The organism is Streptomyces prunicolor, assembly GCF_045162825.1.
GTDB lineage: Bacteria > Actinomycetota > Actinomycetes > Streptomycetales > Streptomycetaceae > Streptomyces > Streptomyces prunicolor.
In genome coordinates, this window is the sequence record NZ_CP108676.1 from 1,269,211 (window position 1) to 1,294,237 (window position 25,027).

At 70.2% G+C, this 25,027-nt stretch carries 26 protein-coding genes and 1 pseudogene; 12 read left to right on the forward strand and 15 right to left on the reverse strand.

What is annotated here, in order from left to right; all coding sequences use genetic code 11:
* Positions 1-118: 118 nt before the first annotated feature.
* Positions 119-1,423 (reverse strand): DUF6986 family protein, encoded by a 1,305-nt coding sequence (locus OG588_RS05755; RefSeq protein ID WP_405946330.1) that lies wholly within the window; start codon positions 1,421-1,423, stop codon positions 119-121.
* Positions 1,424-1,607: 184 nt separating this feature from the next.
* Between OG588_RS05755 and OG588_RS05760 the strand changes: the two genes are divergently transcribed.
* A complete protein-coding gene (locus OG588_RS05760) occupies positions 1,608-2,504 on the forward strand; it encodes an endonuclease/exonuclease/phosphatase family protein (protein WP_405946331.1) in 897 nt (298 codons plus the stop codon).
* A gap of 69 nt (positions 2,505-2,573) precedes the next feature.
* Here the strand turns inward: OG588_RS05760 and OG588_RS05765 are convergent, their stop codons facing one another.
* The 4 genes from OG588_RS05765 to OG588_RS05780 form a co-directional block, all read right to left on the reverse strand.
* Positions 2,574-3,536 (reverse strand): electron transfer flavoprotein subunit alpha/FixB family protein, encoded by a 963-nt coding sequence (locus OG588_RS05765; protein WP_405946332.1) that lies wholly within the window; start codon positions 3,534-3,536, stop codon positions 2,574-2,576.
* A 77-nt stretch (positions 3,537-3,613) separates the two neighbouring features.
* Positions 3,614-4,402, reverse strand: coding sequence for an electron transfer flavoprotein subunit beta/FixA family protein (locus tag OG588_RS05770; RefSeq protein WP_262062823.1), 789 nt, complete (start codon positions 4,400-4,402; stop codon positions 3,614-3,616).
* 243 nt (positions 4,403-4,645) lie between these two features.
* Positions 4,646-5,161, reverse strand: coding sequence for a flavin reductase family protein (locus tag OG588_RS05775; protein WP_019062578.1), 516 nt, complete (start codon positions 5,159-5,161; stop codon positions 4,646-4,648).
* Between the two features lie 208 nt (positions 5,162-5,369).
* Positions 5,370-5,783, reverse strand: coding sequence for a TlpA family protein disulfide reductase (locus tag OG588_RS05780; RefSeq protein ID WP_405946333.1), 414 nt, complete (start codon positions 5,781-5,783; stop codon positions 5,370-5,372).
* 75 nt (positions 5,784-5,858) lie between these two features.
* Here OG588_RS05780 and OG588_RS05785 point away from each other — a divergent pair, with 75 nt between their 5' ends.
* A complete protein-coding gene (locus OG588_RS05785; RefSeq protein ID WP_405946334.1) occupies positions 5,859-6,275 on the forward strand; it encodes a DUF4395 domain-containing protein in 417 nt (138 codons plus the stop codon).
* A gap of 186 nt (positions 6,276-6,461) precedes the next feature.
* The gene (locus OG588_RS05790) at positions 6,462-7,190 is read left to right on the forward strand and encodes a 1-acyl-sn-glycerol-3-phosphate acyltransferase (protein ID WP_033278392.1); all 729 of its coding nucleotides are present in this window, start codon (positions 6,462-6,464) and stop codon (positions 7,188-7,190) included.
* A gap of 4 nt (positions 7,191-7,194) precedes the next feature.
* Here OG588_RS05790 and OG588_RS05795 read toward each other — a convergent pair whose 3' ends face one another.
* The 5 genes from OG588_RS05795 to OG588_RS05815 form a co-directional block, all read right to left on the reverse strand.
* Positions 7,195-7,887: a B3/4 domain-containing protein gene (locus OG588_RS05795; protein ID WP_405946335.1), complete on the reverse strand. Its 693-nt coding sequence runs from the start codon at positions 7,885-7,887 to the stop codon at positions 7,195-7,197.
* 8 nt (positions 7,888-7,895) lie between these two features.
* Entirely contained in the window at positions 7,896-8,468 is a 573-nt protein-coding gene (locus OG588_RS05800; RefSeq protein WP_405946336.1) for a transglutaminase domain-containing protein, read from the reverse strand.
* Between the two features lie 102 nt (positions 8,469-8,570).
* Positions 8,571-9,641 carry a low specificity L-threonine aldolase gene (locus OG588_RS05805; RefSeq protein WP_019062584.1) on the reverse strand — a complete coding sequence of 357 codons (1,071 nt, stop codon included), beginning with the start codon at positions 9,639-9,641 and terminating at the stop codon, positions 8,571-8,573.
* On the reverse strand, positions 9,638-10,384 hold the full coding sequence (locus OG588_RS05810) for an SDR family NAD(P)-dependent oxidoreductase (RefSeq protein ID WP_405953056.1): 747 nt from the start codon (positions 10,382-10,384) through the stop codon (positions 9,638-9,640). Before OG588_RS05810 ends, OG588_RS05805 begins: the two co-directional genes overlap by 4 nt.
* A gap of 38 nt (positions 10,385-10,422) precedes the next feature.
* Positions 10,423-11,820 carry a DUF6421 family protein gene (locus tag OG588_RS05815; protein ID WP_405946337.1) on the reverse strand — a complete coding sequence of 466 codons (1,398 nt, stop codon included), beginning with the start codon at positions 11,818-11,820 and terminating at the stop codon, positions 10,423-10,425.
* Positions 11,821-12,226: 406 nt separating this feature from the next.
* Here OG588_RS05815 and OG588_RS05820 point away from each other — a divergent pair, with 406 nt between their 5' ends.
* Complete coding sequence (locus OG588_RS05820) at positions 12,227-12,910, forward strand: glycerophosphodiester phosphodiesterase family protein (RefSeq protein ID WP_026151273.1); 684 nt, start codon at positions 12,227-12,229, stop codon at positions 12,908-12,910.
* 33 nt (positions 12,911-12,943) lie between these two features.
* On the opposite strand, the gene OG588_RS05825 is transcribed toward OG588_RS05820, so the two are convergent.
* A complete protein-coding gene (locus OG588_RS05825; protein ID WP_405946338.1) occupies positions 12,944-13,483 on the reverse strand; it encodes a GNAT family N-acetyltransferase in 540 nt (179 codons plus the stop codon).
* 76 nt (positions 13,484-13,559) lie between these two features.
* Here OG588_RS05825 and OG588_RS05830 point away from each other — a divergent pair, with 76 nt between their 5' ends.
* The gene (locus OG588_RS05830) at positions 13,560-13,952 is read left to right on the forward strand and encodes a VOC family protein (RefSeq protein ID WP_405946339.1); all 393 of its coding nucleotides are present in this window, start codon (positions 13,560-13,562) and stop codon (positions 13,950-13,952) included.
* 96 nt (positions 13,953-14,048) lie between these two features.
* On the forward strand, positions 14,049-14,816 hold the full coding sequence (locus tag OG588_RS05835; RefSeq protein WP_405946340.1) for a VOC family protein: 768 nt from the start codon (positions 14,049-14,051) through the stop codon (positions 14,814-14,816).
* Positions 14,817-14,838: 22 nt separating this feature from the next.
* On the opposite strand, the gene OG588_RS05840 is transcribed toward OG588_RS05835, so the two are convergent.
* From OG588_RS05840 to OG588_RS05850, 3 genes and pseudogenes are all read right to left on the reverse strand, one after another.
* A complete protein-coding gene (locus tag OG588_RS05840) occupies positions 14,839-17,472 on the reverse strand; it encodes a cellulosome protein (RefSeq protein WP_405946341.1) in 2,634 nt (877 codons plus the stop codon).
* A 118-nt stretch (positions 17,473-17,590) separates the two neighbouring features.
* Entirely contained in the window at positions 17,591-18,157 is a 567-nt protein-coding gene (locus tag OG588_RS05845) for a MarR family winged helix-turn-helix transcriptional regulator (protein ID WP_405946342.1), read from the reverse strand.
* Positions 18,154-19,871: pseudogene (locus OG588_RS05850) on the reverse strand (FUSC family protein). The gene OG588_RS05845 and the pseudogene OG588_RS05850 overlap by 4 nt, the downstream one beginning before the upstream one ends.
* A 194-nt stretch (positions 19,872-20,065) precedes the next feature.
* Between OG588_RS05850 and OG588_RS05855 the strand changes: the two are divergent.
* The 6 genes from OG588_RS05855 to OG588_RS05880 all read left to right on the forward strand — a co-directional run bounded on the left by OG588_RS05855 (position 20,066) and on the right by OG588_RS05880 (position 24,457).
* Entirely contained in the window at positions 20,066-20,617 is a 552-nt protein-coding gene (locus OG588_RS05855) for a DUF5134 domain-containing protein (protein ID WP_360073189.1), read from the forward strand.
* A 94-nt stretch (positions 20,618-20,711) separates the two neighbouring features.
* Positions 20,712-21,647, forward strand: a complete 936-nt coding sequence (locus OG588_RS05860) for a M56 family metallopeptidase (RefSeq protein WP_366094343.1) — start codon at positions 20,712-20,714, stop codon at positions 21,645-21,647.
* Positions 21,648-21,741: 94 nt separating this feature from the next.
* Positions 21,742-22,395 carry a phosphatase PAP2 family protein gene (locus OG588_RS05865; protein ID WP_405946343.1) on the forward strand — a complete coding sequence of 218 codons (654 nt, stop codon included), beginning with the start codon at positions 21,742-21,744 and terminating at the stop codon, positions 22,393-22,395.
* The gene (locus OG588_RS05870) at positions 22,383-22,907 is read left to right on the forward strand and encodes a hypothetical protein (protein WP_405946344.1); all 525 of its coding nucleotides are present in this window, start codon (positions 22,383-22,385) and stop codon (positions 22,905-22,907) included. The genes OG588_RS05865 and OG588_RS05870 overlap by 13 nt, the downstream gene beginning before the upstream one ends.
* A gap of 9 nt (positions 22,908-22,916) precedes the next feature.
* On the forward strand, positions 22,917-23,648 hold the full coding sequence (locus OG588_RS05875; RefSeq protein WP_405946345.1) for an HAD family hydrolase: 732 nt from the start codon (positions 22,917-22,919) through the stop codon (positions 23,646-23,648).
* Between the two features lie 107 nt (positions 23,649-23,755).
* Positions 23,756-24,457, forward strand: a complete 702-nt coding sequence (locus OG588_RS05880) for a Clp protease N-terminal domain-containing protein (protein ID WP_405946346.1) — start codon at positions 23,756-23,758, stop codon at positions 24,455-24,457.
* A 115-nt stretch (positions 24,458-24,572) separates the two neighbouring features.
* Here the strand turns inward: OG588_RS05880 and OG588_RS05885 are convergent, their stop codons facing one another.
* Positions 24,573-24,821, reverse strand: coding sequence for a DUF2630 family protein (locus OG588_RS05885; protein WP_405946347.1), 249 nt, complete (start codon positions 24,819-24,821; stop codon positions 24,573-24,575).
* Between the last annotated feature and the right edge of the window lie 206 nt (positions 24,822-25,027).

Genomic DNA, 25,027 nt, shown 5'->3' on the forward strand with positions numbered 1-25,027 from the left:
GTCCGCTCTCCCCCGAAGGCACCGCCCGCTCCGTCCCTGTGGCCCATCCATGAATGCCGTACAGCCTACGGGGCGGCAGTGACAACAGAAGCCGGCGCCAACACCTGTGACAGGTCCACTACTTGGCGGACGCCGTGAGGTCGCCCCGGCGCGGCGCCGCGAAACCCTCCAGGTCCATCCGGGTCAGTCCGGTCGCCCTGGCCACCTCGGCGATGTCGAGTGCCCCGCAGTCCAGGCCGCGCAGCAGATAGCCGCTGAGGGCCTTGGCGGTGGCGGGCTCGTCCATGACGTCGCCGCCGGCGTGGTTGGCGTAGCGGGCGAGACGCGCGGCGGCTTGTTCGAAGCCCTCGCGGTAGAAGGCGAAGACGGCCGCGTAGCGGGTGGGGATGTGGCCGGGGTGCATGTCCCAGCCCTGGTAGTACGCGCGGGACAGGGCCCGCCGGGTGAGGCCGTAGTGCAGCCGCCAGGCGTCGTGGACCTTGGCCGTGGGACCGACCGGGAGGACGTTCGTCGAGCCGTCCGAGACACGCACCCCCGTGCCCGCCGCCGCGACCTGCATGATCGCCTTGGCGTGGTCGGCGGCCGGGTGGTCGCTGGCCTGGTAGGCGGCGGAGACGCCGAGGCACGCGCTGTAGTCGAAGGTGCCGTAGTGCAGGCCGGTGGCGCGGCCCTCGGCGGCCTGGATCATGCGGGCGACCGTGGCGGTGCCGTCGGTGGCGAGGATGGACTGGCTGGTCTCGATCTGGATCTCGAAGCCGATCCGGCCCCGCTCCAGCCCGTTCGCCTTCTCGAAGGCCTCCAGGAGGCGCACCAACGCGGTGATCTGTTCGGCGTACGTGACCTTGGGGAGGGTCAGGACCAGCCCCTCGGGCAGGCCGCCGGCCGCCATGAGCCCGGTCAGGAAGATGTCGAGGGTGCGGATGCCCCGGTCGCGCACCGGCGCCTCCATGCACTTCATACGGATGCCCATGTAAGGCGCCGCCGTGCCCTTCTCGTACGCCTCGGCGATGAGCCGGGCCGCACGGGCGGCGGCCTCGTCCTCCTCGGCGTCGGGGCGGGGGCCGTAGCCGTCCTCGAAGTCGACGCGCAGATCCTCGATGGGCTCGCGTTCCAACTTGGCCCGCACGCGCGCGTGGACGGGTTCGGCGAGTTCGTCGGAGAGGCCCAGGACGGCGGCGAAGGAGGCCGCGTCGGGGGCGTGTTCGTCGAGGGCGGCGAGGGCCCGGTCGCCCCAGGAGCGGATCGTGTCGGCGGCGAAGACGTCACCGGGGACGTAGACCGTGTGGACGGGCTGCCGGGTGCCCGGGTCGCCGGGGTAACGGCGCTCCAGTTCGGCGTCGACCGGTGCCAGGGAGGCGCTGATCTCCTCGCTGATCGCGCCCGCGAGGCTCGTCGCCACCTTCTCCTGCTCGCCCTGACCCATCCCACACCCTCCAGTTTTCCGCTCTACGGAATCAACAATCCGTAGAACGAAGTTATCCATGGAGCTTCCCGCCGGTCAACACCCTGTCCACGCCGTGAACCCGGGGCATTCACTCCCGCCCCGAGGCCCTCTTCCGCCCAGCGCCTCGCCCCTTCATCCTGACTCGCAAGGGGAGGGGATGCACATGCCGACTGTCAGAACGGTGACGCGGCGCGCGGGGCTCACCACGCTACTGGCGGCCGCCGTGGCCCTGCCGCTGATCGGAACCGTCCGCTCCACCGCCGCCGCCCGGCACGACACCCGCCTGCTGGACGTCATGACGTTCAACCTGCGCTACGCGAGCACCGACGAGCCCAACAGCTGGAAGGACCGCCGCCCGGTGATGCGCGACCTGCTGCTCCGCGCGGCCCCCGACATCATCGGCACCCAGGAGGGCCTCTACGCGCAACTCCAGGACATCAAGCAGGACCTGGCACCGCACTACGACTGGATCGGCGGCGGCCGCAAGGGCGGCAGCTTCGACGAGGAGACGGCGATCTTCTACGACACCCGCCGCCTCGCCCCCGTCGAGTACGACCAGTTCTGGCTCTCCGACACGCCCGCCGTGATCGGGTCGAACACCTGGGGCGGCGCCCACCCGCGCATCGCGACATGGATCCGCTTCCGCGATCTCGGGGACAAGGAGCGGCAGTTCTACGTCCTCAACACCCACCTGGACAACGCGAGTCAGTACGCACGCGAGCGTGCCGCCACGCTCATCGCCGAACGCCTCGCCCGCCTCGACCGCTCCCTGCCGATCGTGGTGACCGGCGACTTCAACACCGCCGCGCACACCACCGCCGTCTACGACACGATGCTGGGCGCCGGCCTCAAGGACGCCTGGGACGCGGCGGCCGGGCGCGGGCTGTCGTACGGCACCTTCCACGGCTACCACGAGCTCCTCCCGGACGGTGGCCGCATCGACTGGATCCTGGTCACCCCGGGAGTCACCGTGCACCGGTCGGCCGTCGACACCTACGCCGAGAACAGCCAGTTCCCGAGCGACCACCTGCCCGTGCGGTCCACGATCAGCCTGGGATGAGCGGCTCGGGACACGCGAAGGCTCCCGCGACCACGTGGGTCACGGGAGCCTCGTACAACCTCAAAGACATCAGCCCTTGCGGGAGTTGACCTCTTCGGTGAGCTGCGGGACGACGTCGAAGAGGTCGCCGACGACGCCGTAGTCGACGAGGTCGAAGATCGGGGCCTCGGCGTCCTTGTTGACGGCGACGATGGTCTTCGAGGTCTGCATGCCCGCGCGGTGCTGGATCGCGCCGGAGATGCCGTTGGCGATGTAGAGCTGCGGGGAGACGCTCTTGCCGGTCTGGCCGACCTGGTTGGAGTGCGGGTACCAGCCGGCGTCGACGGCGGCGCGCGAGGCGCCGACAGCCGCGCCGAGGGAGTCGGCGAGGGCTTCGATGATCGCGAAGTTGTCCGCGCCGTTCACCCCGCGGCCGCCGGAGACGACGATCGCGGCCTCGGTCAGCTCCGGGCGGCCGGTCGACTCGCGCGGGGTGCGCGCGGTGACCTTGGTGCCGGTGGCCTTGTCCGAGAAGGTGACCGCGAGGGCCTCGACGGTGCCGGCGGCCGGAGCGGCCTCCACGGCGGCCGAGTTCGGCTTCACGGTGATGACCGGGGTGCCCTTGGAGACCCGGGTCTTGGTGGTGAAGGAGGCGGCGAACACCGACTGCGTGGCCACGGGGCCCTCGTCACCGGCCTCCAGGTCGGTGGCGTCGGTGATGATGCCGGAGCCGATACGCACGGCTAGCCGGGCGGCGATCTCCTTGCCCTCGGCGGAGGACGGCACCAGAACGGCGGCCGGGGAGACGGCCTCGACGGCGGCCTGGAGGGCGTCCACCTTCGGTACGACGAGGTAGTCGGCGTACTCGGCGGCGTCGTGCGTGAGCACCTTCACCGCGCCGTGCTCGGCGAGCGCGGCGGCGGTGTTCTCCGCACCGGCGCCGAGGGCGACCGCGACGGGCTCGCCGATACGGCGGGCCAGGGTCAGCAGCTCAAGGGTGGGCTTGCGGACGGCGCCGTCCACGTGGTCGACGTAGACGAGAACTTCAGCCATGGGGATGGTCTCCTGCGTGCTTGCGAAGTCTGGAAGTCTGAGGGGCGGTAAGCGAGTTGGGCCTTGGCCCGTGGGCCTTAGATGAACTTCTGGCCCGCGAGGAACTCGGCGAGCTGCTTGCCGCCCTCGCCCTCGTCCTTGACGATCGTGCCGGCGGTGCGCGCGGGGCGCTGGGCCGCGGAGTCGACGGCGGTCCAGGCGCCTTCGAGGCCGACCTCGTCGGTGTCGATCTCCAGGTCGGAGAGGTCCCAGGCCTGAACCGGCTTCTTCTTGGCGGCCATGATGCCCTTGAAGGACGGGTAACGCGCCTCGCCCGACTGGTCGGTGACCGACACGACGGCCGGCAGGGAGGCCTCCAGCTGCTCGCTGGCGGTGTCGCCGTCACGGCGGCCCTTGACGACGCCGTCCGCCACGGAGACCTCGGAGAGCAGCGTGACCTGCGGGACGCCCAGGCGCTCGGCCAGCAGGGCGGGGATCACACCGGCGGTGCCGTCGGTGGAGGCCATGCCGGAGACGACCAGGTCGAAGCCGGCCTTCTCGATCGCCTTGGCCAGCACCAGGGAGGTACCGATGACGTCGGTGCCGTGCAGGTCGTCGTCCTCGACGTGGATCGCCTTGTCGGCGCCCATGGACAGCGCCTTGCGCAGGGCGTCCTTGGCGTCCTCGGGACCTACGGTCAGGACGGTGATCTCCACGTCGTCGTCCGAGTTCTCGGAGATCTGCAGCGCCTGCTCGACCGCGTACTCGTCGAGCTCGGAGAGCAGACCGTCCACGTCGTCCCGGTCGACGGTCAGGTCATCGGCGAAGTGCCGGTCGCCAGTGGCGTCGGGCACGTACTTCACAGTGACAACGATCCTCAAGCTCACGCCGGCTCTCCTACTGCATCGTCATTTTCGGCTGCCTACTTCCAGGCAGCATAGGCGCCCTGAACGGCCGTTCCCGGTGGGGGCGACCGGTGCTCCGAGCGAAATATTACTCGCCAGTACGCACTCCTACGCTCCCCCAAGGGGTGCCCGCTAAGCAAGCGCTTTGAACTGTGACCTGTGCAACGCAGCGTAATCGGAACTCGACGCTTCCGCAGGGTGGCCCGTCACCCACCCGGAGTGGCCTCAGTCACGCAGCCCGTTGAAGCGTCCCTGGTGGTAGAGGAGCGGGCGGCCGGTGCCCGCGTGGTCACCGAGGACGACCTCGGCCAGGACGATGCGGTGGTCCCCCGCGGGCACGCGCGCGACGACCCGGCACACCAGCCAGGCGAGCACACCGTCGAGGATCGGCACGCCCTCGGGACCCTCGCGCCAGGCGGTCGGCGCCCCGAACCGGTCGGCACCGCTGCGGGCGAAGGTGGCCGCCAACTCCTCCTGGTGCTCGCCCAGTACGTGCACGCCGACATGGTCGGCCCCGGATATCGCGGGCCAGCTGGAGGCGCCGGTGCTGATCCCGAAGGACAGCATCGGGGGCTGCGCGGAGACGGAGCTGAGCGAGGTGGCGGTGAAGCCGACCGGGCCGTTCTCACCGCGCGCGGTGATCACCGCCACACCGGCCGCGTGCTGCCGGAAGACGGAACGCAGCAGGTCGGGAGAGGCGTGCTGAGGAGTACGGGTGCCGAGGTCGGGCGTGGCCGTCATGGACGTGTCCTTCTGCGGAGGGGACGAGCGGGGTCCGTGGCTGCTCAACAGCCCGGACAGCGCGCGCTCGCGGTGCGGGCGAGGTCGACGTGCACCCGCCCGAAGAGAAGGAGTTCCGAAGGCATACGGTCAGGTTGACGATAGGTGGTGCGCACAGTCAAGTACGTTCCGGCATATGGGAGATGGCTCACCGTCGTCGTCACAACCGTCAAACCGCCTCACCCAGAGCCGCGATGACATCCGCCTTGCGGGGGAGGCCGGTGGCACGCCGGACGACCCGCCCCTCGGCGTCGAGAACGAGCACAGTGGGGGTCTTCAGGATGTCGAGTTCCCGTACGAGGTCCAGATGGTCCTCGGCGTCGATCTCGATGTGGCTCACGCCGGGGACCATGCCGGCCACCTCACCCAGCACCCGGCGCGTGGCCCGGCAGGGCGCGCAGAAGGCGCTGGAGAACTGCACCAGGGTGGCCTTCTCGCCGAGGTCGTCGCCCAACTCGGCGGCGCCGAGCCGTTTTCCGCCGTCGCGCCCACGCACGCGTACTCTCCCGCTCCGCCGCCGATGCAGCACTCCGTAGGCGCTCGCCACCGCGAGCACCACCACGCACACCACAAGTCCGGTCATCGAATTCCCCAGCGTTCACGAGACTGCAAAGATTCCCGGCACCACGAATCCTTTCCGTTGCGGAATCCTTGATTCATGGACATCGACGTAAGAGGACCGCGCTTCGGGGCGGCCCTGACGACCGTAGTACTGGCGGTCGTGCTGATCACCGGCAGCTTCTGGCTGCTGGCCTGGCAGACCCTGGCGTTCGCGCTGGGCGCGGCGGGCGGCGTGGGCCGTTCGCCGTACGGCTGGCTCTTCCGGAAGGCCGTACAGCCCCGGATCGGGCCGCCGACCGAGTTCGAGTCACCCGAGCCGCCGCGGTTCGCGCAGGCGGTCGGCCTGGTCTTCGCCGGGATCGGACTGGTCGGTTTCGGCCTGGGCCCCGACTGGCTGGGGCTCGCGGCGACGGGGGCCGCGCTGGCCGCCGCGTTCCTCAATGCCGCGTTCGGGTACTGCCTGGGCTGCGAGATGTACCTGCTCGTGCGTCGAGTGACCGTTCGCGCACAGTAAAGGAAACTTAAAAGCCCGAGGTGGATCAAGCGATGGACGTGACGAGGATCTCGCCGTTCTGCGGCACGAGGACTGGCCAGTCGTTCGTTCTTGGGGCACGATCTGCGCAATGCCGTAAACCTACGGCTGCGTAACTTTCCCGCCCGGAGAACCCCTTCCAGGCAGAGAGAAGGGTCCACCCCGTCCATGGCTGAGCTTGTCTACCGCCCCGTCATCGGTCTCGCCCAAACGCTGTTCAAGGCCTGGGACCTCAAGATCGACTGCAAGGGGTCGGAGAACATTCCGCGCTCGGGCGGCGCCGTGCTGGTCAGCAATCACATCAGCTACCTGGACTTCATCTTCGACGGTCTCGCCGCCCTGCCGCAGAAGCGCCTGGTGCGCTTCATGGCGAAGGAGTCGGTGTTCCGGCACAAGATCTCGGGCCCGCTGATGCGCGGTATGAAGCACATCCCGGTGGACCGCAAGCAGGGTGAGACGGCCTATCAGCACGCGCTGGAGTCGCTGCGGTCCGGTGAGATCGTCGGCGTCTTCCCCGAGGCGACGATCTCCCAGTCCTTCACCCTGAAGAGCTTCAAGTCGGGTGCCGCGCGCATGGCCCAGGAGGCCGGCGTCCCGCTGATTCCGATGGCGCTGTGGGGTACCCAGCGCCTGTGGACCAAGGGCCACCCGAAGAACTTCAAGCGCAGCCACACCCCGATCACCATCCGGGTCGGCGAGCCGGTGGAGGCCCCGCAGGACCAGTACGCGGGCGCGATCACCCGCCGTCTGCGCGAGCGCATCCAGGAACTCCTCGAAGCCGCCCAACGCGCTTATCCGGTACGCCCGAACGGCCCGGACGACACCTGGTGGATGCCGGCCCATCTCGGCGGCACGGCACCGACCCCGGAAGAGGTCAAGGCGGCAGAGGCTCGCTGAATCGTCACGCCGGGGCGTGGACGGTGATCCGCGCCCCGGGGCTGAACTTCTCCAGCAGCTCGGCGAGTTCGGCACCGGCGCGCTCGACCTCGGCGACCGGCATCGGCGCCAGACTCTCCAACAGGAAGACTGCGGCGGTCGTTTCCTCCGTGAGCCTGGTGCGCGGCCCCTGCCGCCAGTTCCACCGACGGCACGTGACACCAACAGCGTCCCGCCACACCACCTCGCCCGCGTCGGGATGCTCGACGACCTCCTCACCACCCGCGACGGTCACGAACTCCTCGTCCCCGGCGGCCCGTTGGAGCGTCATCGCGCCCTGAATACGGTCGGTGTCCTCACCACCCACGGGGATCAAGTGGGCAACGCTGATGGTGTTGTAGAGATCGACCAGCACATTGATCCGGGGCAACCCGCCCTCGGAAAGCGCCCTCTTGGCCAGCGCCTCCGCCGAGTTGCGGGTCCGCGACGGCTTCGACCCGAACGCCGTGTACACCTCGCGCCAGGCCACCATGTGCGGGTCCTCGTGCGGGGCGCGCCCGTCCAGCCGTACGGCGAGACGGCGGGCCGCGTCGTCGAGGAGCGCCGAACTCGCTTCGGTGCTCGGCCCGTTGACCAGTCCGGTCGCCTCGATCGCCACGTGGGTGAACCCGGGGGCTAGGGCGCGGACTTCGTCGGACACGGTCAGGGTGAGGGTCATGTTCTGCCTCAGATTGCGGTCGGGAGTGTCTGCCACAGGTGCGACCGGTCGGGGGCGGCCTTCAGAGCGCTCAGCACGACCGGGTGCGGTTCAGCGTACAGGACCGGATAGTCCAGCTCATTGAACTCAGGATCAGGCACGAAGGCCAACTGCTCGCCGTCGAGGGAGAACTGCGCGTCCACGCCCGGCTTGTTGCCGCGCGGATCCTGCCGGTGCCAGGCCCCGTTGAACCGCACGGCGACCAACCCGTGGACCACGTCGAACTTCTGGTAGCAGAACGCCGTCGGGATGTCCTCGACCCGCAGCAGCGCGGCCAGCGCGTGCGCCTTCGCGTAGCAGATGCCGGTGCCCCGCTCCAGGACGTCGGAGGCCCGCCAGGTGACGCGCGGATCACCGGAGTCCTGCGAGTGCGGGATGGTGTCGCGGACGAACTCGAACGCCAGCCGTGCATAGCCATACGAATCCGCGGCACTTCTGGCCAGCCGCGCGGCTGTCTCCCGCACGAGGGGATGCTCATGATCAACGGCCTCGTCGGCAGCCAAGTACGCGGACAGGTCAGAGGTGTTCTGGATCAGCTCCATGACCGCAGAGCATAGGAAAGCGATCACCCGAGAGTCAATGACTTTTCAGGTGACCGCATACCTATGCACAACGCGACTCAACCCAGCTCCACGCCGCCAGGCCTAGCGGGCCATCTCCTCCTTGAGCGCCGCCACGAACGCGTCCACGTCGTCCTCGGTCGTGTCGAAGCCGCACATCCAGCGGACGTCTCCGGCGGCCTCGTCCCAGAAGTAGAAGCGGAAGCGCTTCTGAAGGCGTTCGCTCACGTCGTGCGGGAGGCGCGCGAAGACGCCGTTGGCCTGCACCGGGTGGAGGAGCTCCACGCCGTGCACCGCGCGGACGCCCTCGGCGAGGCGCTGGGCCATCTCGTTGGCGTGGCGAGCGTTGCGCAGCCACAGGTCCTTGGCGAACAGGGCCTCCAACTGCACTGATACGAAGCGCATCTTGGAGGCGAGCTGCATGGACAGCTTGCGCAGGTGCTTCATGTGGCTGACGGCGTCCTGGTTGATGACGACGACCGCCTCGCCGAAGATCGCACCGTTCTTCGTGCCCCCCAGGGAGAGGATGTCGACGCCGACCGCGTTGGTGAACGTCCGCATGGGGACGTCGAGGGAGGCGGCCGCGTTGGCTATCCGGGAGCCGTCGAGGTGGACCTTCATGCCGTGCGCGTGGGCGTGGTCGCAGATCGCGCGGATCTCGTCCGGCGTGTAGAGGGTGCCGAGTTCGGTGCTCTGGGTGATCGAGACGACCTGCGGCATCGCGCGGTGCTCGTCGTCCCAGCCGTAGGCCTGTTTGTCGATCAGTTCGGGTGTGAGCTTGCCGTCGGGGGTGGGCACCGTGAGAAGTTTCAGGCCGCCCATCCGCTCGGGGGCGCCGCCCTCGTCGACGTTGATGTGGGCGCTCTCGGCGCAGATCACCGCGCCCCAGCGGTCGGTGACCGCCTGGAGGGCGACGACGTTCGCGCCGGTGCCGTTGAAGACCGGGAAGGCCTCCGCCGTGGCGCCGAAGTGGCTGCGGATGATGCCCTGGAGGTTCTCCGTGTAGTCGTCCTCGCCGTAGGCGACCTGGTGGCCGCCGTTGGCGAGGGCCAGGGCGGCGAGCACCTCGGGGTGGGCGCCGGCGTAGTTGTCGCTGGCGAAGCCGCGGATCTCCGGGTCGTGGTGGCGACGGGCGTCGGTCTTCGGAGGGTTCACGGCTTCTCGGTCAGCCACAGACGGTTTCCGTTCACTTCGGTGGCGGGCTTGTCCCAGACGCCGGCGATGGCCTCGGCCAGGTCCTTGACGTCGGTGAAGCCCGCGAACTTCGCGTTCGGGCGCTCGGCGCGCATCGCGTCGTGCACCAGCGCCTTCACCACCATGACGGCGGCGGCGGAGGTGGGGCCGTCCTCGCCGCCGGCCTTGCGGTACCCGTCGGCCATCGCAAGGGTCCAGGCCTCGGCGGCCGCCTTCGAGGCGGAGTACGCGGCGTTGCCCGCCGTGGGCTTGCTGGCGCCCGCCGCGCTGATCAGCAGATAGCGTCCGCGGTCGCTGCGCTCCAGGCCGTCGTAGAAGGCCAGGGAGGTGTGCTGGACGGTGCGGATGAGGAGCTTCTCCAGCAGGTCCCAGTCGGCGAGGTCGGTGTCGGTGAAGGTGGCGCTGCCGCGCCAGCCGCCGACGAGGTGGACCAGGCCGTCGACGCGGCCGAAGTCCTTCTCGATGTGCTCGGCCCAGTCGCGGGTCGCCTGCGGGTCGAGCAGGTCGACGGTGTCCCCTACGACGGTTGCCCCGCCGTGCGCGTAGCGGGCCGCGTCCACGGCCTCCGCCAGGCGTTCGGGATGCGCGTCCGCGCCGACGACGGTCGCGCCCGCCTCGGCCAGCCGCAGCAGCACGGCACGGCCCGCGGGCCCGCCCGCTCCGGCCACCGCGATCACCGCGCCGTTGAGCGCCCCGTTCCCCATGGTCCTCGCCTCCTGAGCCACTTCGGTGCTGCGGTCGCTCACGCGGCGATCCGCTCGGCGTTCTCCGCCGTGATGCCCCGGGTCGACGCGATCACGTTCTTGAGCTTCTTGGAGAGTGCCTCATAGAACATGCTCAGCGGAAACTCGTCCGGAAGCACGTCATCCACGAGTTTCCGCGGCGGCTGGCTCAGGTCGAGGGCGTCCGGGCCCTTGGCCCAGCGGGAGCCCGGGTGCGGGGCGAGGTAGGTCGCGACCAGCTCGTAGGCCTTGAACCAGTGGACGAGCTTGGGGCGATCGATGCCCGCGCGGTAGAGGTCCTCGATCTCGGCGCACAGTTGGTTGGTGACCTCGGGGGCGCGCTGCCAGTCGATGTGCAGTTTGTTGTCGGTCCAGCGGACGACGTCGTGCTTGTGCAGGTAGGCGAAGAGGAGCTGGCCGCCGAGTCCGTCGTAGTTGCGGACGCGCTCGCCGGTGACCGGGAAGCGGAACATGCGGTCGCAGAGGACCGCGTACTGCACGTCACGGGCCTGCGGGACGCCGTCGGCCTCCAGCCTGACGGCCTCCTTGAAGGCGGTGAGGTCGCAGCGCAGCTCTTCGAGGCCGTACATCCAGAACGGCTGGCGCTGCTTGATCATGAACGGGTCGAAGGGCAGGTCGCCGTGGCTGTGGGTGCGGTCGTGGACCATGTCCCACAGGACGAAGGCCTCTTCGCAGCGCTTCTGGTCGTCGACCATCGTGGCGACGTCCTCGGGCAGCCGCATACCCAGGATGTCCACGGCGGCCTCGGTGACCCGGCGGAAGCGGGCGGCCTCGCGATCGCAGAAGATGCCGCCCCAGGAGAACCGTTCCGGCGCCTGCCGTACGGCGATGGTCTCCGGGAAGAGGACGGCCGAGTTGGTGTCGTAGCCGGACGTGAAGTCCTCGAAGGTGATGCCGCAGAACAGCGGGTTGTCGTAGCGGGTCGCCTCCAGCTCGGCCAGCCAGTCGGGCCAGACCATGCGCAGGACGACCGCTTCGAGGTTGCGGTCCGGGTTGCCGTTCTGTGTGTACATCGGGAAGACGACCAGGTGCTGGAGTCCGTCCCGGCGGTTGGCGGCGGGCTGGAACGCCAGCAGCGAGTCGAGGAAGTCGGGCACCTGGAAGCCGTCGGCCGCCCACTGCCCCAGGTCCCTGACGAGCGCTGCGTGGTACGCGGCGTCGTGCGGGAGCAGCGGGGAGAGCTCCTCGACGGCGCCCGTCACGCGGCGTACGGCGGACTCGGCCTCCGCGCGGCCCGGGGCGGACTCGGCCGCGAAGTCGATCGACCCGTCCTTGGACTGCCATGGCCGGATCCGCTCCACGGCATCCTTGAGCACGGGCCATGCCGGATGCTCCACCACCCTGGTCATGAGAGGAAGCCGCTCCTCAGAACCCACCTGCACAAGAATTTCCGTCATGTCCCATCCTCCACGGGAGAACCTCGCGTATGGACACCGTATGCGTTCATGGTTTCCCCTAGCAAGGCGGACCTCCGCAAATTATCCTGCACCCTCTGTCCGTCACCGCCTTTTTTCCTGCCGGACACAAAGAAGGCGATTACTTCCGCCGTGGCGGGGTAGGCAGGCGATCCCAGGCTTCCGGGGGTCGGTTTCGGTCAATGGCCGCCGGACTCGCCCACGGCCGGGTGACGGCATCGGGCCGTACGCTCCAGGTGGACCCCGTCCGTCACCCCCGATCCCCCGTGCACGCGCGGGTCCCATCGCCGGGCCAGGCCGTTAGGCTGCGGCTCTGCCGCGTGGACGCCGGTGTCCGGCCGCGCCCACGCGCGCGTGCCGAGCCGCCGCGACGGAAGCGAGTTGAACCTTGAACTTCCTTACCATCGGTCACCGCGGAGTCATGGGTCTCGAACCCGAGAACACTCTCCGTTCCTTCGTCGCCGCCGAGCAGGGCGGCCTCGATGTCATCGAACTCGATCTGCATCTGAGCAAGGACGGTGCCCTCGTCGTCATGCACGACGCCGACGTGGACCGTACGACCGACGGGACCGGGCCGATCGCCGAGCGGACCCTCGGCGAGCTGCGCACCCTGGACGCGGGACGCGGCGAGCGCGTGCCCGTCTTCGAAGAGGTACTGGACGCGGTCAAGTCGCCGATCCAGGCCGAGATCAAGGACCTTGCGGCGGCACGGGCGCTGGCCGAGGTCATGCACCGGCGGAACCTGGTCGAGCGGGTCGAGGTGTCCTCGTTCCACGACGAGGCGATCGCCGAGATCGCCCGCCTGGTGCCCGGCGTGCGGACCGCGCTGATCGCCGGCCGCTTCGGCCCCGACGTGGTGGAACGCGCCACCGAGGCCGGTGCCGAAACGGTGTGCCTCAACATCCGCAGGCTCACCCTGGAGGTCGTCGAGGCGGCCCGCAAGGCGGACCTGAAGATCATCGGCTGGGTGGTGAACACACAGGACCAGCTGCGGCTCGTACGGGCCCTGGGGCTGGACGGCGCGACGACCGACTACCCGGAGATCAAACGCACGGGCCGCTTCACGGCATAGCGGACCGAACAGCCGACCGAACGGCCGTAAGAATCAAGCGAGTTCCTTGACCAGCAGCTCGAACTGCAGGTCCTCGCGCTGTGGAACGCCGAACCGCTCGTCGCCGTACGGGAACGGGGTCATCCGGCCCGTACGGCGATAGCCCCGGCGTTCGTACCAGGCGATGAGGTCGTTCCGTACGGAGATCACGGTCATGTGCATCTCCCGCGCACCCCAGGCCTCCCGGACCGTGCGCTCCGCCTCCGCGATGATGACCTTGCCGAGGCCGGCGCCCTGGAGTTGCGGGCTGACGGCGAACATCCCGAAGTAGGCGTGCGCGCCCCGGTGTTCGAGCTGACAACAGGCAACTACCCGGCCCTCGCGCTCCACGACGAGCAGTCGGCTGTCGGGCGACTTGATGACCGCCAGCACGCCCTCGGGATCGGTCCGCTGCCCTTCGAGGATGTCCGCCTCGGTGGTCCAACCGGCCCGGCTGTCGTCACCCCGGTAGGCCGACTCGATCAGCACGACCAAGGCGTCCACATCAGCGTCGGTGGCGTCGCGGAAGGTCAGTCCGGTGGCGGCGGTGTCCATGGTGCACAACTCCGATCAGGGCGCGGCTCAGGCAGAGACGAGGGTAACGCGGCCCCGACGACTAGGCTCCGGCCGCATGGTGCACGTACTGAGCAGCCGCATCCTGCTGCGCCCCACCGATCCCGACCGCTCCCGCGCTTTCTACGGCGAGCAACTGGGCCTGCCCGTCTACCGTGAGTTCGGCACAGGCACGGAACGCGGAACCGTCTACTTCCTCGGCGGCGGGTTCCTGGAGGTCTCCGGCCGCTCGGACACCCCGCCCTCCCCCGCCGTACAGCTGTGGTTGCAGGTCCCGGACGCGGGCGCCGCGCACGAGGAGCTGCGGGCGAAGGGCGTCGAGATCGTGCGGCCGCCGGTGCGGGAGCCCTGGGGGCTGGTGGAGATGTGGCTCTCGGATCCGGACGGGACGCGGATCGTGCTGGTGGAGGTGCCGGCGGATCATCCGCTGCGGTACCGGCCGGGGATGTAGGTCTACGGCGGCTGCCGCGCCCTTCCCGGCCGGATGGCCGGGGCTGCCGCCCGGGCTTAGCGTGCTGGAAGGGGAGCTTTCTGCGGAAGGAACGCCATGAAGCTCGACAGGCCGGTGACCGGCGGGCCCTGCTGGACCGAGCTCGGGACCAGCGATCTGGAGGCGGCCAAGCGGTTCTACTCGGACGTGTTCGGCTGGCGTCCGGAGACCGATCCGCGGCCGGAGGCGGGCGGTTACACGGTCGCGCACATCGGGGACGCGGCGGTCGCCGCGCTGACCCCGCTGTTCCAGGAGTCGCAGCCGGTGGCGTGGAACGTGTCGTTCGCGGTCGCGGACTCCGACGCGACGGCGGAGAAGGTACGGGCCGCGGGCGGAACCCTCCTGATGGAACCGATCGACGTGTTCGACATCGGGCGCTTCGCGGTCGCCCTCGACCCGGGCGGCGCCGCGTTCCAGATGTGGCAGGCGCGGACCTTCCCGGGCGCCGGGCTGTTCAACGCGCCCGGCGCGCTGGGCTGGGTGGAGTTGCTGACACGGGCGCCCGAGCGGGCGGAGAGCTTCTACACGACGGTGTTCGGCTGGACCGTCCGCCCCTCGGAGCACTACCCGCAATGGGGCATCGACGGCGCCGACTTCGGCGGCATGATGACGATGGACGAGAAGTTCCCGCCGGAGGTGTCCTCGCACTGGCTTCCGTACTTCGCCGTGTCGGACGTCGACGCCACCGCCGCATCGGCCACGGAGGCGGGCGGCACGGTCCTCATGGAGCCGACGTCCATCGGCGACGTGCGGCGGATCGCGGTGCTGCGGGATCCGCAGGGGGCGATGTTCGGGGTGTATGCGGCGGGCGACGAGGAGCGCTGAGCCACCCGCCCGCATCCCGTCCTCAGGCCAGCGGCGTCACCGTCACCGTGTCGATCACCGGTGCGTACGCGGAGCGTTGGCCGTACTGGTTCCTGGAGTGGCCGTCGTGGTCCGGGAGTTCGTCCGCCGTGAAGGTGACGGTGTTGGTGCCCTGGTCGAGAGTGACGGGGACGGCGAGGTCGTGGAAGTTGTTGAAGTGGAAGGTGGTGGGGAACAGGACGCGCCGTGGGACGGCCCCGTTGACCGCGATGTCCGCGTGGCGGCAGACCGGGTCCGGGTTGTAGTGGGTGGCCGGTGCCTGCTCGCCGTTGGAGTAGCGGATCGTGAGCGCGTGCCGGCCGGCCCGCTCCGCCGTCACGGTGAGCGTGAGCGTGTTCGCGGGGCCGCCTCCGATGCCGTCGACCGCCTTGCCGCCCGTGGCGAATGTGTGGGCACTGGTGACCCGGGCGGTGCCCGTCGTGGCGCCTTCCTCGGCCGGGTGCGTCGAGGTGGTGAGGAGGCCGTGTGAGGCGCCCACCTGGAGGCGGTCCAGGACGAGCTGGTCCGAGGTGCCGGTGACGGTGATCTTGTTGACGCCTGCCATGAGGAACAGGGGAACGGGGGATCGTTCAACAATCCTCACGTCACCTCCGCCGACCATCCCCTCGTTCTCGCCACCAACCATCCCCACGTTCTCTCCGTTGATCGTCAACTCGCCCTCGCCGGGGCCGATCCGATCGACGGTCACGGTCGCCTCCCCGTCCTCCGCCGCGTGCACCCAGAAGGTGGCGGTGCCACCACGCGGCAGTACGACGACACCGGGACCGGACGCTCCACGCCGCCCGTAGTCGACGCGAGCGCCACCGCCCAGCACCGCGAACTCCGCGTCGTACAGCGCGGGCGCGGTCACCTGGTCGTCGCGCAGGGCGAGGTCGAGTCGGTCGATCACCGCGTCGCCCCTCGTGACGCCGAGGTCATGGTCCTGCGCGGCGAGGGTGATCGTGTGAGCGCCGGCGGTCAGCTCGACCTGTGTGTCGGTGTGGCCCCACACCGCCCACTTGTAGCCGAGCGGCAGCCGGAGTTCCTGCGGGTGGCTGCCGTCGACCCGGAGGAAGACATTCGTGGGCCCCTGCTCGCGCACCGCGTCGGCCAGGTTGTAGGAGTTGGCGAAGACACTCACGTCGTACGTCCCGTCGCGCGGGACGTCCACGGAGAAGACGAGCACGCCGTCGGAGCCGGTGCGGAGTCCGCCCACGTGGTAGCCCGTCGAGCCGGCGAACTTGTCGACGTCGGACGGGGATCCCTCGGGCCCGTTCAGGGAGTGGCCGTCACCGATGTAGGCCACGTCCTCCGCCTGGTACGAGCGCCGCCAACCGACCGAAGGCGCCGGCGCCACCGCCCCGTTGCGGCCCGGGGACAGGATCACCTGGTACGCCGACATCGCGTCCAGGTCGGTCAGACGCAGCGTCACTTTGCCGTCCACGACGGGGAGTTCGTGATCGGCGAGCCTCAACGGCTGTGCGGAGGCGCCGACTTGGCCCGTCCAGGGGATCTCCAGGAGCCGCGCGTGGACGGTCGTACCGAAGACTTCGGGGTCGACGTGCTCGAACGCGACGTCCGCCGATCCGTCGGTGCCGCCGAGCAGCAGCCGTGCCTGCCGCTTGGCGCGGTCGAGCGCGGCGACGCCCTGGAGCGTGTACTGGACGTTGGGGTGGGGCGCGGCGACCTGGACGGTGTTGCCCGTGAACTGGCCGTAGGCGTTGAACAGCCACCACTGGCCGTTGCCCTTGTTGGCCTCCACGACCGAGTCGTTGAGGTTGCCGTCGATGTTCCAGTACGCCATGTCGGCGTCGACCTTGGACTCCTCGATCGCGGCGATCCACTGGATCATCTGGCCCGGGACGGACAAGTGGTAGTTGTGGGCGTACTCGTTGAGGTTGACGGGGAGCGGGCCGATGCCCAACTCCCGCTCCAAAGCACGGTACTTGGCAACGCTCGTGCGGATCTCGTCGGGCGAGGACAGCTCGTGCCAGGTGATGACGTCGGGCAGTACGTCCTCGGCCTTGGCGAACTCCAGGAAGCCCCTGATCTCGTCGTACAGGAGGCAGGTGTTGGGGCCGGCGATTCGGGCGCCGGGGTCGAGTTCCTTGATGAGGCGGTAGAGGTCCCGCCAGGCGGCGAAGTAGCGGGCCGGGTCGGTGCGCCAGGAGACCTGGTCGTAGCTCCACTCCCCCGTGCCGAACATGTTGCCCTCGGGCTCGTTGAACGGGACGTACACGACATTGGACTTGTACGCGCCGAGCGTCAGCACCTGGTCCACCTGGCGGCGGACGCGGGCCGTGAAGTCGGCGAGGCGCTCGGCTCCGGTGTCGCCGGGCCATTCGTAGGGGAAGCCGCGGTAGATGTCGGTCATGTAGACGTAGACGTCCTGGCCGCCCGCCTCGACGAAGGGGCGGAGGATCTCCAGGGCGTCGGCGCCCGGGTGCTGGGTGCCGTCCTGGGCCTTGGTGGAGACCGTGCGGACGTACATGCCCTCGACGGCGTTGCGGCTGGGGACGCCCTCGCCGTACAGGCCGTAGAGCGTGCCGCTCGCGCCTCCGTGGAAGGGGCCCGTGTCGGTGCCGAGGTCGATGGTGAGCTTCCCAGCGGTGGGGGCGGTGGAGGCTGCGGCTGCCACGGCATCAATTCCTTGTTCGACATGTCGTACGTCAGTCGGCGTCCCGAACCGGCTTGATCGAACGTAGGGAGATCACGCGACTCGCGTCAACGGTCCGTCGGCGCCCGTGTACGGCGGCTCAGACGCGCAGCATGCCCAGTCGGCCTTCCAGCTGGACCAGCAACTCGCCGAGCAGGGAGGCGAGTTCGCCCTGTCCGGGGGTGTCCAGGCCGGCGAGCACGGTCGTCTCGTAGGCGAGCTGCTCGGGCAGGATCGCGTCGACGAGGTCGCGGCCGGCGTCCGTGAGGCGGACGTGGGCGACGCGGCGGTCCCGGGTGTCGCCGCGGCGCTCGACAAGGCCGCGTTCGGTCAGCAGCTTGAGGCGCTTGGTGACGGCGGCGCCCGAGGAGAAGGTCTCCCGGGTCAGCTCGCTCGGTGTCAGTTCGCGCCCGGTGCGGCGGAGCGCGCCGAGCAGGTCGAACTCGGGGCGGCTGAGCCCGGCCCGGCGCAGCGGCGCGTCCTCGGCCTGCTGGAGCAGGGCGGCGCACCGGTTGATCCGGCCGATGATCTCCATCGGGCCGGTGTCGAGGTCGGGGTGCACGGTCTGCCACTGCCCGACGACGGCGGCGACGGTGTCGTGCCGGGCCGCTCCCGGAGCGGTGGGGCGGGCCGCGCCGTCCACCGGCCGTCCATTGGTTGCCGTCATCCCCGTACGCCCTCCGTCGTCCTGCCCGTGCGCCGATCCCCGGTCGGCCAGGAGTGCGACTCCCGGCGTCGTACCGTCGCGGCGAGCGTACGGTGTCCGGACTGTTCGGCGAGCACGACCCGCTCCTGCGGCAGGGCGCGCTGCCACCACTCGCCGGACGCGGCGTCGGCGGTGGCGCGCAGTTCGACCAGCGCGGCGGCGAGCGTGCGGTGCGCGGAATCCAGGGTCCCGCGCGCGGGCGTCGGTTCCGCCAGCAGGCGCACGGCCCGCTCACGGGCCCGTTCCACCCCGGTCAGCGCCTCCTCGATACGGTCGGTCGCGCGCCGGTTCGTGACGACGGCCGCGGCGACGAGGCCCACCAGGGCGCCGACCAGGGTGTCGACGATCCGCTCGGTGATCAGCTCACCGGAGTGCTGTGTCCGGGCGAACTCCGTGATGAGCAGCGCCATCGGGGTCACACAGACGCTGCCGAGCCAGTAGTTGCGGGCGATCAGCGCCTCGGCGCCGAAGTTGAGGGCGAGGCAGCACAGCACGAGCGCCGCCGGGTGGGCATGGGCGAGCGGGGCCACCGCGGCGAACACGAGCACCCCGGCGAGATTCCCGACGACCCGCTGCACTCCCCGGCCCCAGGTGAGGGTGATGTTGGCCTGGTAGAGGGAGGCGGCGGTGACGAGGGCCCAGTAGGGGCGGCCGACACCGAGCGCGAGGGAGGCGTATCCGGCGAGCGCGCAGCCGAGCGCCGTCCGCAGCACGAGGGGGGTGAGCGGACCGAGCCTGGTCCACAACGGGCGCGCGGGGGCGGCCGGTTCGGCGTCCACACCGAGGAGTTCGTCTTCTACGGCGCCTGCCGGGACGTCGGTCTGTGGGACCGGTGCCCTGCCGCGCAGTTCGCGGGCCCAGGCGCGCAGCCGCTGCGGGTCGGCGTCCCCGGGCGCGGCGAGCGCGACCTCGGCACGGACGAGGAGGCGCTGGAGGGCGCGTCGGGGCGCGGTACGGGTGCCGGTGGCGAGGAGGGCCTGCCATGCGGCGTGCACGGCGGCTGCGGCGGCGGCACGCGCGCGTGGATGGTCGTCGTCGGCACGCGCGCGTGCAGGGCTTTTTTCGGTGCCGTATGCGGCGGCGTACGCGGCCACGGCGTTCAGGGCCTGGGCGGTGGCGCGGCGCTCGGGGCCGTAGGGGCGGACGAGGGCGGGGCCATGCCGACGAGCCAGGCCCAGGCGCCCGCGGCGGTGGCCAGCGCGATGTGGGCGGGGACCTGGCCGAGTGCCTGCGGTGCGAAGAGCGAGGCGGAGCTGATGAAGGTGAGGACCACGTTGCCGGGCGGGCCGATCCGGGTCGCGTCGCACAGGCCCTTCTGTACGGCGGCCAGGGCGGCGCCGACCGTGACCAGGACGAGGGTGTTCGTGGTGAGCGAGGCCGTGACCAGAGCGACGGCGAGACCGGCGATCATCCCGAGCACCACCCAGAGCAGGGCGCGGGCCCGGGCGGCGTACGGCTTGTTGTGGGCGTAGAGCGCGCACAAGGAGCCGGCCATCGTGTACATCGCCAGGTCGAGGCGGCCGAGGGCCAGCAGGGTCAGGTTGGGCGGGGCGACCGAGGCGACCACGCTGAGCGCGGGCTTGAACCAGATGTCCGAGGGCCGGCCGAGGCGCAGCACACCGGTGAGCGGGAGGCGCCGGACGCGCGGGGTGGGGACGGGGGTCGCACTGCTCATGGGAAATAAGTTTAGCAGGTATTTTACTCGTGAAACATTTCCGCCAGGCATGCCCCGGGGCGCCACTGACCTGCCGCGCGCCGCAGAGTGCTCCCCGTGTACACCGTTGCGCTCGATTGCGCCCCGTGCGGCACGGGCATCCTGTGACCGAACGTCGACGGAGAGCGATATCCGGGGCGGAACGGGGGACGCGCGTGCATGGTGGACCGGCTTCGTCCGGCTGGCTCCTGGTCGCGCTGTGCGCGGCGACCGGGGCCTACTGCCTGTTGCGGATGCGCAGCCCCGTCGAGGAACAGCGCCGGGCCGCGGGCGGCGAGGCGCTGATGGGCTTCGGGATGGCCGCGATGGCCGTACCGGCGGCGGTGTTCACCCCACCGGCGTGGGCGTGGCCCGGCTACGCGGCGGTGTTCGGCGCGGCGGCGCTGCGCGCCCTGTGGTCGGCGCGCAGGAGCCCGCACCACGTGCACCACCTGCTGGGCACCGCGGCCATGGTCTACATGGCGCTCGCGATGGCCGCGTCGCCCGCGCACCACCACGAGCACGGCGACTCCGGAGTCCCGCTCGTGACGGGCGCGTTGCTCCTCTACTTCGTGGGATACGTGCTGCTGTCGGGAATCCGGCTGGTGCCCGTCACCGGAACGGTGGGCGGCGGCGCGAGCGTCGGTTGGGGCGATCGGCCGGAGTTGGCGCGGGCGTGCCGGTTGTCGATGGGGATCGGCATGGTCGCGATGTTGCTGACGCTCTAGGCAGGACCGGCGCGGCGGTACGAAATCGTGGTCTGCGTCACTTTGCCGTGACAAGCCGTACCCCTGATCACCGCGGCGCTCATAGGGTGCTCCCATGATGGTCCCCGCAGCACTGTTGCTGCTCGGCGCCTTGGCCGCCGTTGTCGCCCCACGGCTGCTCGCCCGGGCCGACTGGCCGGACCATGAGCCGGTGCTCGCGCTGTGGGTGTGGCAGTGCGTGGTCGCGGCCGTACTCCTGTGCTGCGCCCTGTCGATGACGCTCAGCGCCGCCGCCGCATGGCAGGCGGTGCGCGGCCATGTGTTCGCCAACGCCCCGCACGCGGTCGTGGACGCCTATCCCCTTGTGGCGAACGGGCCTTGGGCCGCCACGACCGCGGTGACCCTCGCGTGCGGCGGGGCGTGGACCGCGGCGATGCTGGTCCGCGAGGTCGTACGGGCCCGGGCTCGACGTCGGCTGCGAAGGGCCGAACTCCTCGTGCGCGCCCCGGTGTTGCCCGGCGAGGAGCCCGGTGCCGAGCCGCTGGTCATCCTGGAGGGGGAACGGCCGGACGCGTGGTGGATGTCCGGCGCCGCGCCCCAACTGGTCATCACCACGGCCGCGTTGAGGCGCCTCAAGGGACGGCAGTTGGACTCGCTGCTCGCGCACGAGCAGGGGCACGCACAGGCCCGGCACGACTGGCTCCTGCACTGCTCGGGCGCGCTTGCCAACGGGTTTCCGCAGGTGCCGGTGTTCGCCGCGTTCCGGGACGAGATGCACCGGCTGGTCGAACTCTCCGCCGACGACATGGCCTCCCGGCGCTTCGGCCGGCTCACGACCGCGCTCGCGCTGGTCGAACTCAACGAGGACCGTGGGGTGTTCGGGCCGTGCCCCACCCCGCACGCCCATGTTCCGCATCGGGTGAACCGGTTGCTCACTCCCCCGGACCGGCTCACGGCGATGCGCCGGCTGGGCCTGACCGCGACGGCGGCGCTGGTGCCGGTGGTTCCGGTGCTGGTGGCATTCGTACCGGGGTTGCGGGCGCTCGGCTGAGGAGGGGCCGAAGGCCGACCGGGAAGGAGTCACGGAGGATGCCGCCCCGGGGCGGAGTTGGCTCCGCGCACCACGAGTCGGCGAGGATCGTTCCATGCGCTACCCGCTCCACCCACCCCGCCCGACTCTCCGACAGACCACCATCACCCTCGCCCTGTGCTCCGCGCTGCTGCTCACCCTGGTCGCGGTGGAGTGGCGCCCACTGATCGACGTCGACGGGCGGATCGCCCGGACCACACACCGCTGGGCGGTCGAGGACGAGGGACTGACCCACACCTTCCGCATCCTGACGGACTGGGTTTGGGACCCACTGACCCTGCGCCTTGTGTGCGCGGCGGCCATGGTCTGGCTTGTGTGGCGCCGTTCGGCATGGTGGACGGCTCTATGGCTGGCGGCCACATGTGCGCTCGGCACACTGTTGCAACAGGCACTCAAGGCACTGGTCGCCCGCCCCCGCCCGGTATGGCCCGACCCCGTCGACTCGGCCCATTACGCCGCCTTCCCCTCCGGACATGCCATGACCGCCACGGTGGTCTGCGGCCTGCTGCTGTGGCTGCTCCACGACCACGGCGCCGGGCGCGCTGTGTGGCGTACGGCCATGGTTCTGGCCGTGATCTCCGTGGCGGGTGTGGGGCTCACCCGTGTGTGGCTGGGCGTGCACTGGCCGTCGGATGTGCTGGGCGGGTGGGTTCTGGGGGCGTTCGTGGTGGCGGTGGCCGTCGGGGCGTACGAACGGTGGCGGGTGTGAGCGCGGGCGGGCGGCGACATCGGTATGTCGGTCCGGCGGAGTTGCTGACCGCTGTGCGGCCGGGTGCGGAGGGCCGGGTCGTACGGTCGGCCGGGGATCTGAACGCCTGGCTGGCCGGACGGGAGAAGGCCGAGTTGGCCGAACCCTTCACCTTCGTCGTCGATCTGGACGGACTGCTGCGGCTGGCACCACGCCGGAGTGAGCATGTGGCGTGTGCCGGGGGCGCCGATGTGCTGGGTGCGGGCGAGATGGGATTCGAACAGGCAGCGGGGCTCTGGGAGGTCCAGGAGGTCAGCAACCAGTCCACCGGCTACTGCCCGCACCTCGACTCGTGGCTCGCAGTGGCACGCGCACTCGACCTGGCCGGTATCGGCCGTCCCCCGGGTTTCACGCACGCCGTGGTGTTCCGGCGCTGTGAAACGTGCCGGGAGATCAGCATCGTGCGCGAGGGCGATTTCGTCTGCGTGTTCTGCGGATGCGACCTTCCCGCCGACTGGAATGCGGCTGCGTAAGATCACCGCATGAATGCCGTCCTCTTCGACTTCTCCGGAACCCTCTTCCGCATCGAGTCCACCGAGTCCTGGCTGCGTGCCGTGTTGCGTGAGACCGGGATCGCGCTGCCCGAACCGGAGTTGGTCGAGGCGGCGCGGGCGCTGGAGTCGGCGGGGGCGATGCCGGGTGGGGCACAACCGGAGCAACTGCCCGAGGAGTTCGCCGAGATGTGGGCGATCCGGGACGAGAGTTCCGCGCTGCACCGGGCCGCGTACACCGGCGTCTCGCGTCAAGTCCCGCTCCCCGACCCGGCGTTGCACGACGCGCTGTACGACCGGCACATGACGCCGACTGCGTGGACGCCGTACCCGGACACGGAGGACGTGTTGCGGACCCTGCACGAGCGCGGGATCGGCGTGGGTGTGGTCAGCAACATCGGCTGGGATCTGCGGCCGGTGTTCCGCGCGCACGGGCTCGACCCGTACGTGGACGCGTACGTCCTGTCGTACGAACACGGCATCCAGAAGCCGGACCCGCGACTGTTCAGCGTCGCCTGCGAGGTCCTCGGCGTCGATCCGAAGGACGTCCTGATGGTCGGCGACGACCGGCGGGCGGACGGCGGGGCGACGGCTCTGGGATGCGGGGTGCACTTCGTGGACCACCGGCCGGTGACGGAGCGGCCGGACGCTCTGCGGCCGGTCCTTGAGCTGGCCGGTCGGGGACAGCGGGGACAGCGGGGACAGGGCGAGCCTCGGGGCTGACCCGGTCAGTACAACGGGAGCACCCTCGGAACAGGTGGCGGGAGCACCCTCGGGTCAATCGTCAATTACAGATTGACGATTGGGGATCGTCAATTTAAAGTTGACGCATGAGCCCACTCGACATCAGCCTCGCCGACCTGATCGCCCGCCTCGACGAGGAGCTCCCCGGAGCCAACGAACTGACCCGCATCAGCGAAGCGCGGCTGCGCGCCCAGACCCTGTCCGACCTCGGTGACCAGCTCATCGACCACTACGTGAGCAAGGCCAAGCAGGTCGGCGCGTCATGGACCGAGATCGGCGACGCCATCGGGGTGTCCAAGCAGGCCGCCCAACAACGCCACGCACCCGGCCCGTTCGAGCGGTACACGAACCTCAACCGGCACAGCATCGTGCTCGCACAGGAAGCCGCGCGCACGCACAAGCACGACTCCATCGGCACCGAACACCTCCTGCTCGGCCTGCTCGGCGAACCGAAGGGCCTGGCGTACGAGGTACTGGTGGCGAGGACCGAGTCGGAGCAGCGCATCCGCGACGCGATCGAGGAAGCGCTGCCGCCGGCCGGTGAGAAGGCGCTGCGGGGTCACATCCCGTTCCGGCCGGAGAGCAAGGAGGCCATCGACCAGGCCCGTCGCGCGGCGGCCGACCTCGGCCACGACTGGGTCGGCACGGAACACACGCTGCTGGGCCTGATCCGCGTCGAGGAGAGCCCGGCCGCGCGGATCCTGCGCAACCTCGGCTTCACGCCGGACGAGTTGCAGGAGGCGGTCGAGGCCGGGATCGCCAACAGGCTTGCCGGGCGCGGCAAGTAGCGGCGAAGCGTTCAGCAGTGACGCAGCGAAACGAAACGATCGGCGGCCGTGCCGGACCGGCCGACGCGGCCTCCCCATCCGTCAACGCACGCCGACGTACGTCAACTCAGCCGACTCAGCTCTGATAGCCCTCCACCTCGGACTCCGGCCGCACCCGCGCCTCGTCCGGGTTCTCCCCGAACTCCGTCTTGGCGCGACGCTGGCGCAACAGGTCCCAGCACTGGTCGAGTTCGCGTTCCAGTTGCCCGAGCCTCTGATGTTCCGTGGCGCTGTCGATCGCGCCGGACGCGACGGCCTCCCGGAGCTTGCGCTCGTCGTCGACCATCTCGTTGATCCGCGCGAAAATCCGCTGGTCCTGCTCCATGCCCGTGCGCCTCCTCGGCTCGACACCCGTGCCCACTCTAGGGACGGTTCACGTGCCGTGCGACAGATGTGCGAGAAGGCGGCGCCGGGCGCCGGGTCAAAAGTCGCCCAGGGAAACCATTGGGCGGAAAAGGAGCCGTCCGCCTGAGACGATCCCCCGTGTCGCCCCAGACGGACGGCAGCATGCGCCGGACCCCCTCGACGGGA

Excerpts from the sequence above, each read along its gene's own strand:
- OG588_RS05830 (WP_405946339.1), top strand. The coding sequence starts at position 13,560 with ATGGTGCACGTACTGAGCAGCCGCATCCTGCTGCGCCCCACCGATCCC.
- OG588_RS05755 (WP_405946330.1), bottom strand. The coding sequence starts at position 1,423 with ATGGGTCAGGGCGAGCAGGAGAAGGTGGCGACGAGCCTCGCGGGCGCG.
- OG588_RS05880 (WP_405946346.1), top strand. The coding sequence starts at position 23,756 with ATGAGCCCACTCGACATCAGCCTCGCCGACCTGATCGCCCGCCTCGAC.
- OG588_RS05785 (WP_405946334.1), top strand. The coding sequence starts at position 5,859 with ATGGACATCGACGTAAGAGGACCGCGCTTCGGGGCGGCCCTGACGACC.
- OG588_RS05760 (WP_405946331.1), top strand. The coding sequence starts at position 1,608 with ATGCCGACTGTCAGAACGGTGACGCGGCGCGCGGGGCTCACCACGCTA.
- OG588_RS05800 (WP_405946336.1), bottom strand. The coding sequence starts at position 8,468 with ATGGAGCTGATCCAGAACACCTCTGACCTGTCCGCGTACTTGGCTGCC.
- OG588_RS05835 (WP_405946340.1), top strand. The coding sequence starts at position 14,049 with ATGAAGCTCGACAGGCCGGTGACCGGCGGGCCCTGCTGGACCGAGCTC.
- OG588_RS05765 (WP_405946332.1), bottom strand. The coding sequence starts at position 3,536 with ATGGCTGAAGTTCTCGTCTACGTCGACCACGTGGACGGCGCCGTCCGC.
- OG588_RS05825 (WP_405946338.1), bottom strand. The coding sequence starts at position 13,483 with ATGGACACCGCCGCCACCGGACTGACCTTCCGCGACGCCACCGACGCT.
- OG588_RS05845 (WP_405946342.1), bottom strand. The coding sequence starts at position 18,157 with ATGACGGCAACCAATGGACGGCCGGTGGACGGCGCGGCCCGCCCCACC.
- OG588_RS05790 (WP_033278392.1), top strand. The coding sequence starts at position 6,462 with ATGGCTGAGCTTGTCTACCGCCCCGTCATCGGTCTCGCCCAAACGCTG.
- OG588_RS05780 (WP_405946333.1), bottom strand. The coding sequence starts at position 5,783 with ATGACCGGACTTGTGGTGTGCGTGGTGGTGCTCGCGGTGGCGAGCGCC.
- OG588_RS05885 (WP_405946347.1), bottom strand. The coding sequence starts at position 24,821 with ATGGAGCAGGACCAGCGGATTTTCGCGCGGATCAACGAGATGGTCGAC.
- OG588_RS05775 (WP_019062578.1), bottom strand. The coding sequence starts at position 5,161 with ATGACGGCCACGCCCGACCTCGGCACCCGTACTCCTCAGCACGCCTCT.
- OG588_RS05865 (WP_405946343.1), top strand. The coding sequence starts at position 21,742 with ATGCGCTACCCGCTCCACCCACCCCGCCCGACTCTCCGACAGACCACC.
- OG588_RS05815 (WP_405946337.1), bottom strand. The coding sequence starts at position 11,820 with ATGACGGAAATTCTTGTGCAGGTGGGTTCTGAGGAGCGGCTTCCTCTC.
- OG588_RS05860 (WP_366094343.1), top strand. The coding sequence starts at position 20,712 with ATGATGGTCCCCGCAGCACTGTTGCTGCTCGGCGCCTTGGCCGCCGTT.
- OG588_RS05795 (WP_405946335.1), bottom strand. The coding sequence starts at position 7,887 with ATGACCCTCACCCTGACCGTGTCCGACGAAGTCCGCGCCCTAGCCCCC.
- OG588_RS05810 (WP_405953056.1), bottom strand. The coding sequence starts at position 10,384 with ATGGGGAACGGGGCGCTCAACGGCGCGGTGATCGCGGTGGCCGGAGCG.
- OG588_RS05875 (WP_405946345.1), top strand. The coding sequence starts at position 22,917 with ATGAATGCCGTCCTCTTCGACTTCTCCGGAACCCTCTTCCGCATCGAG.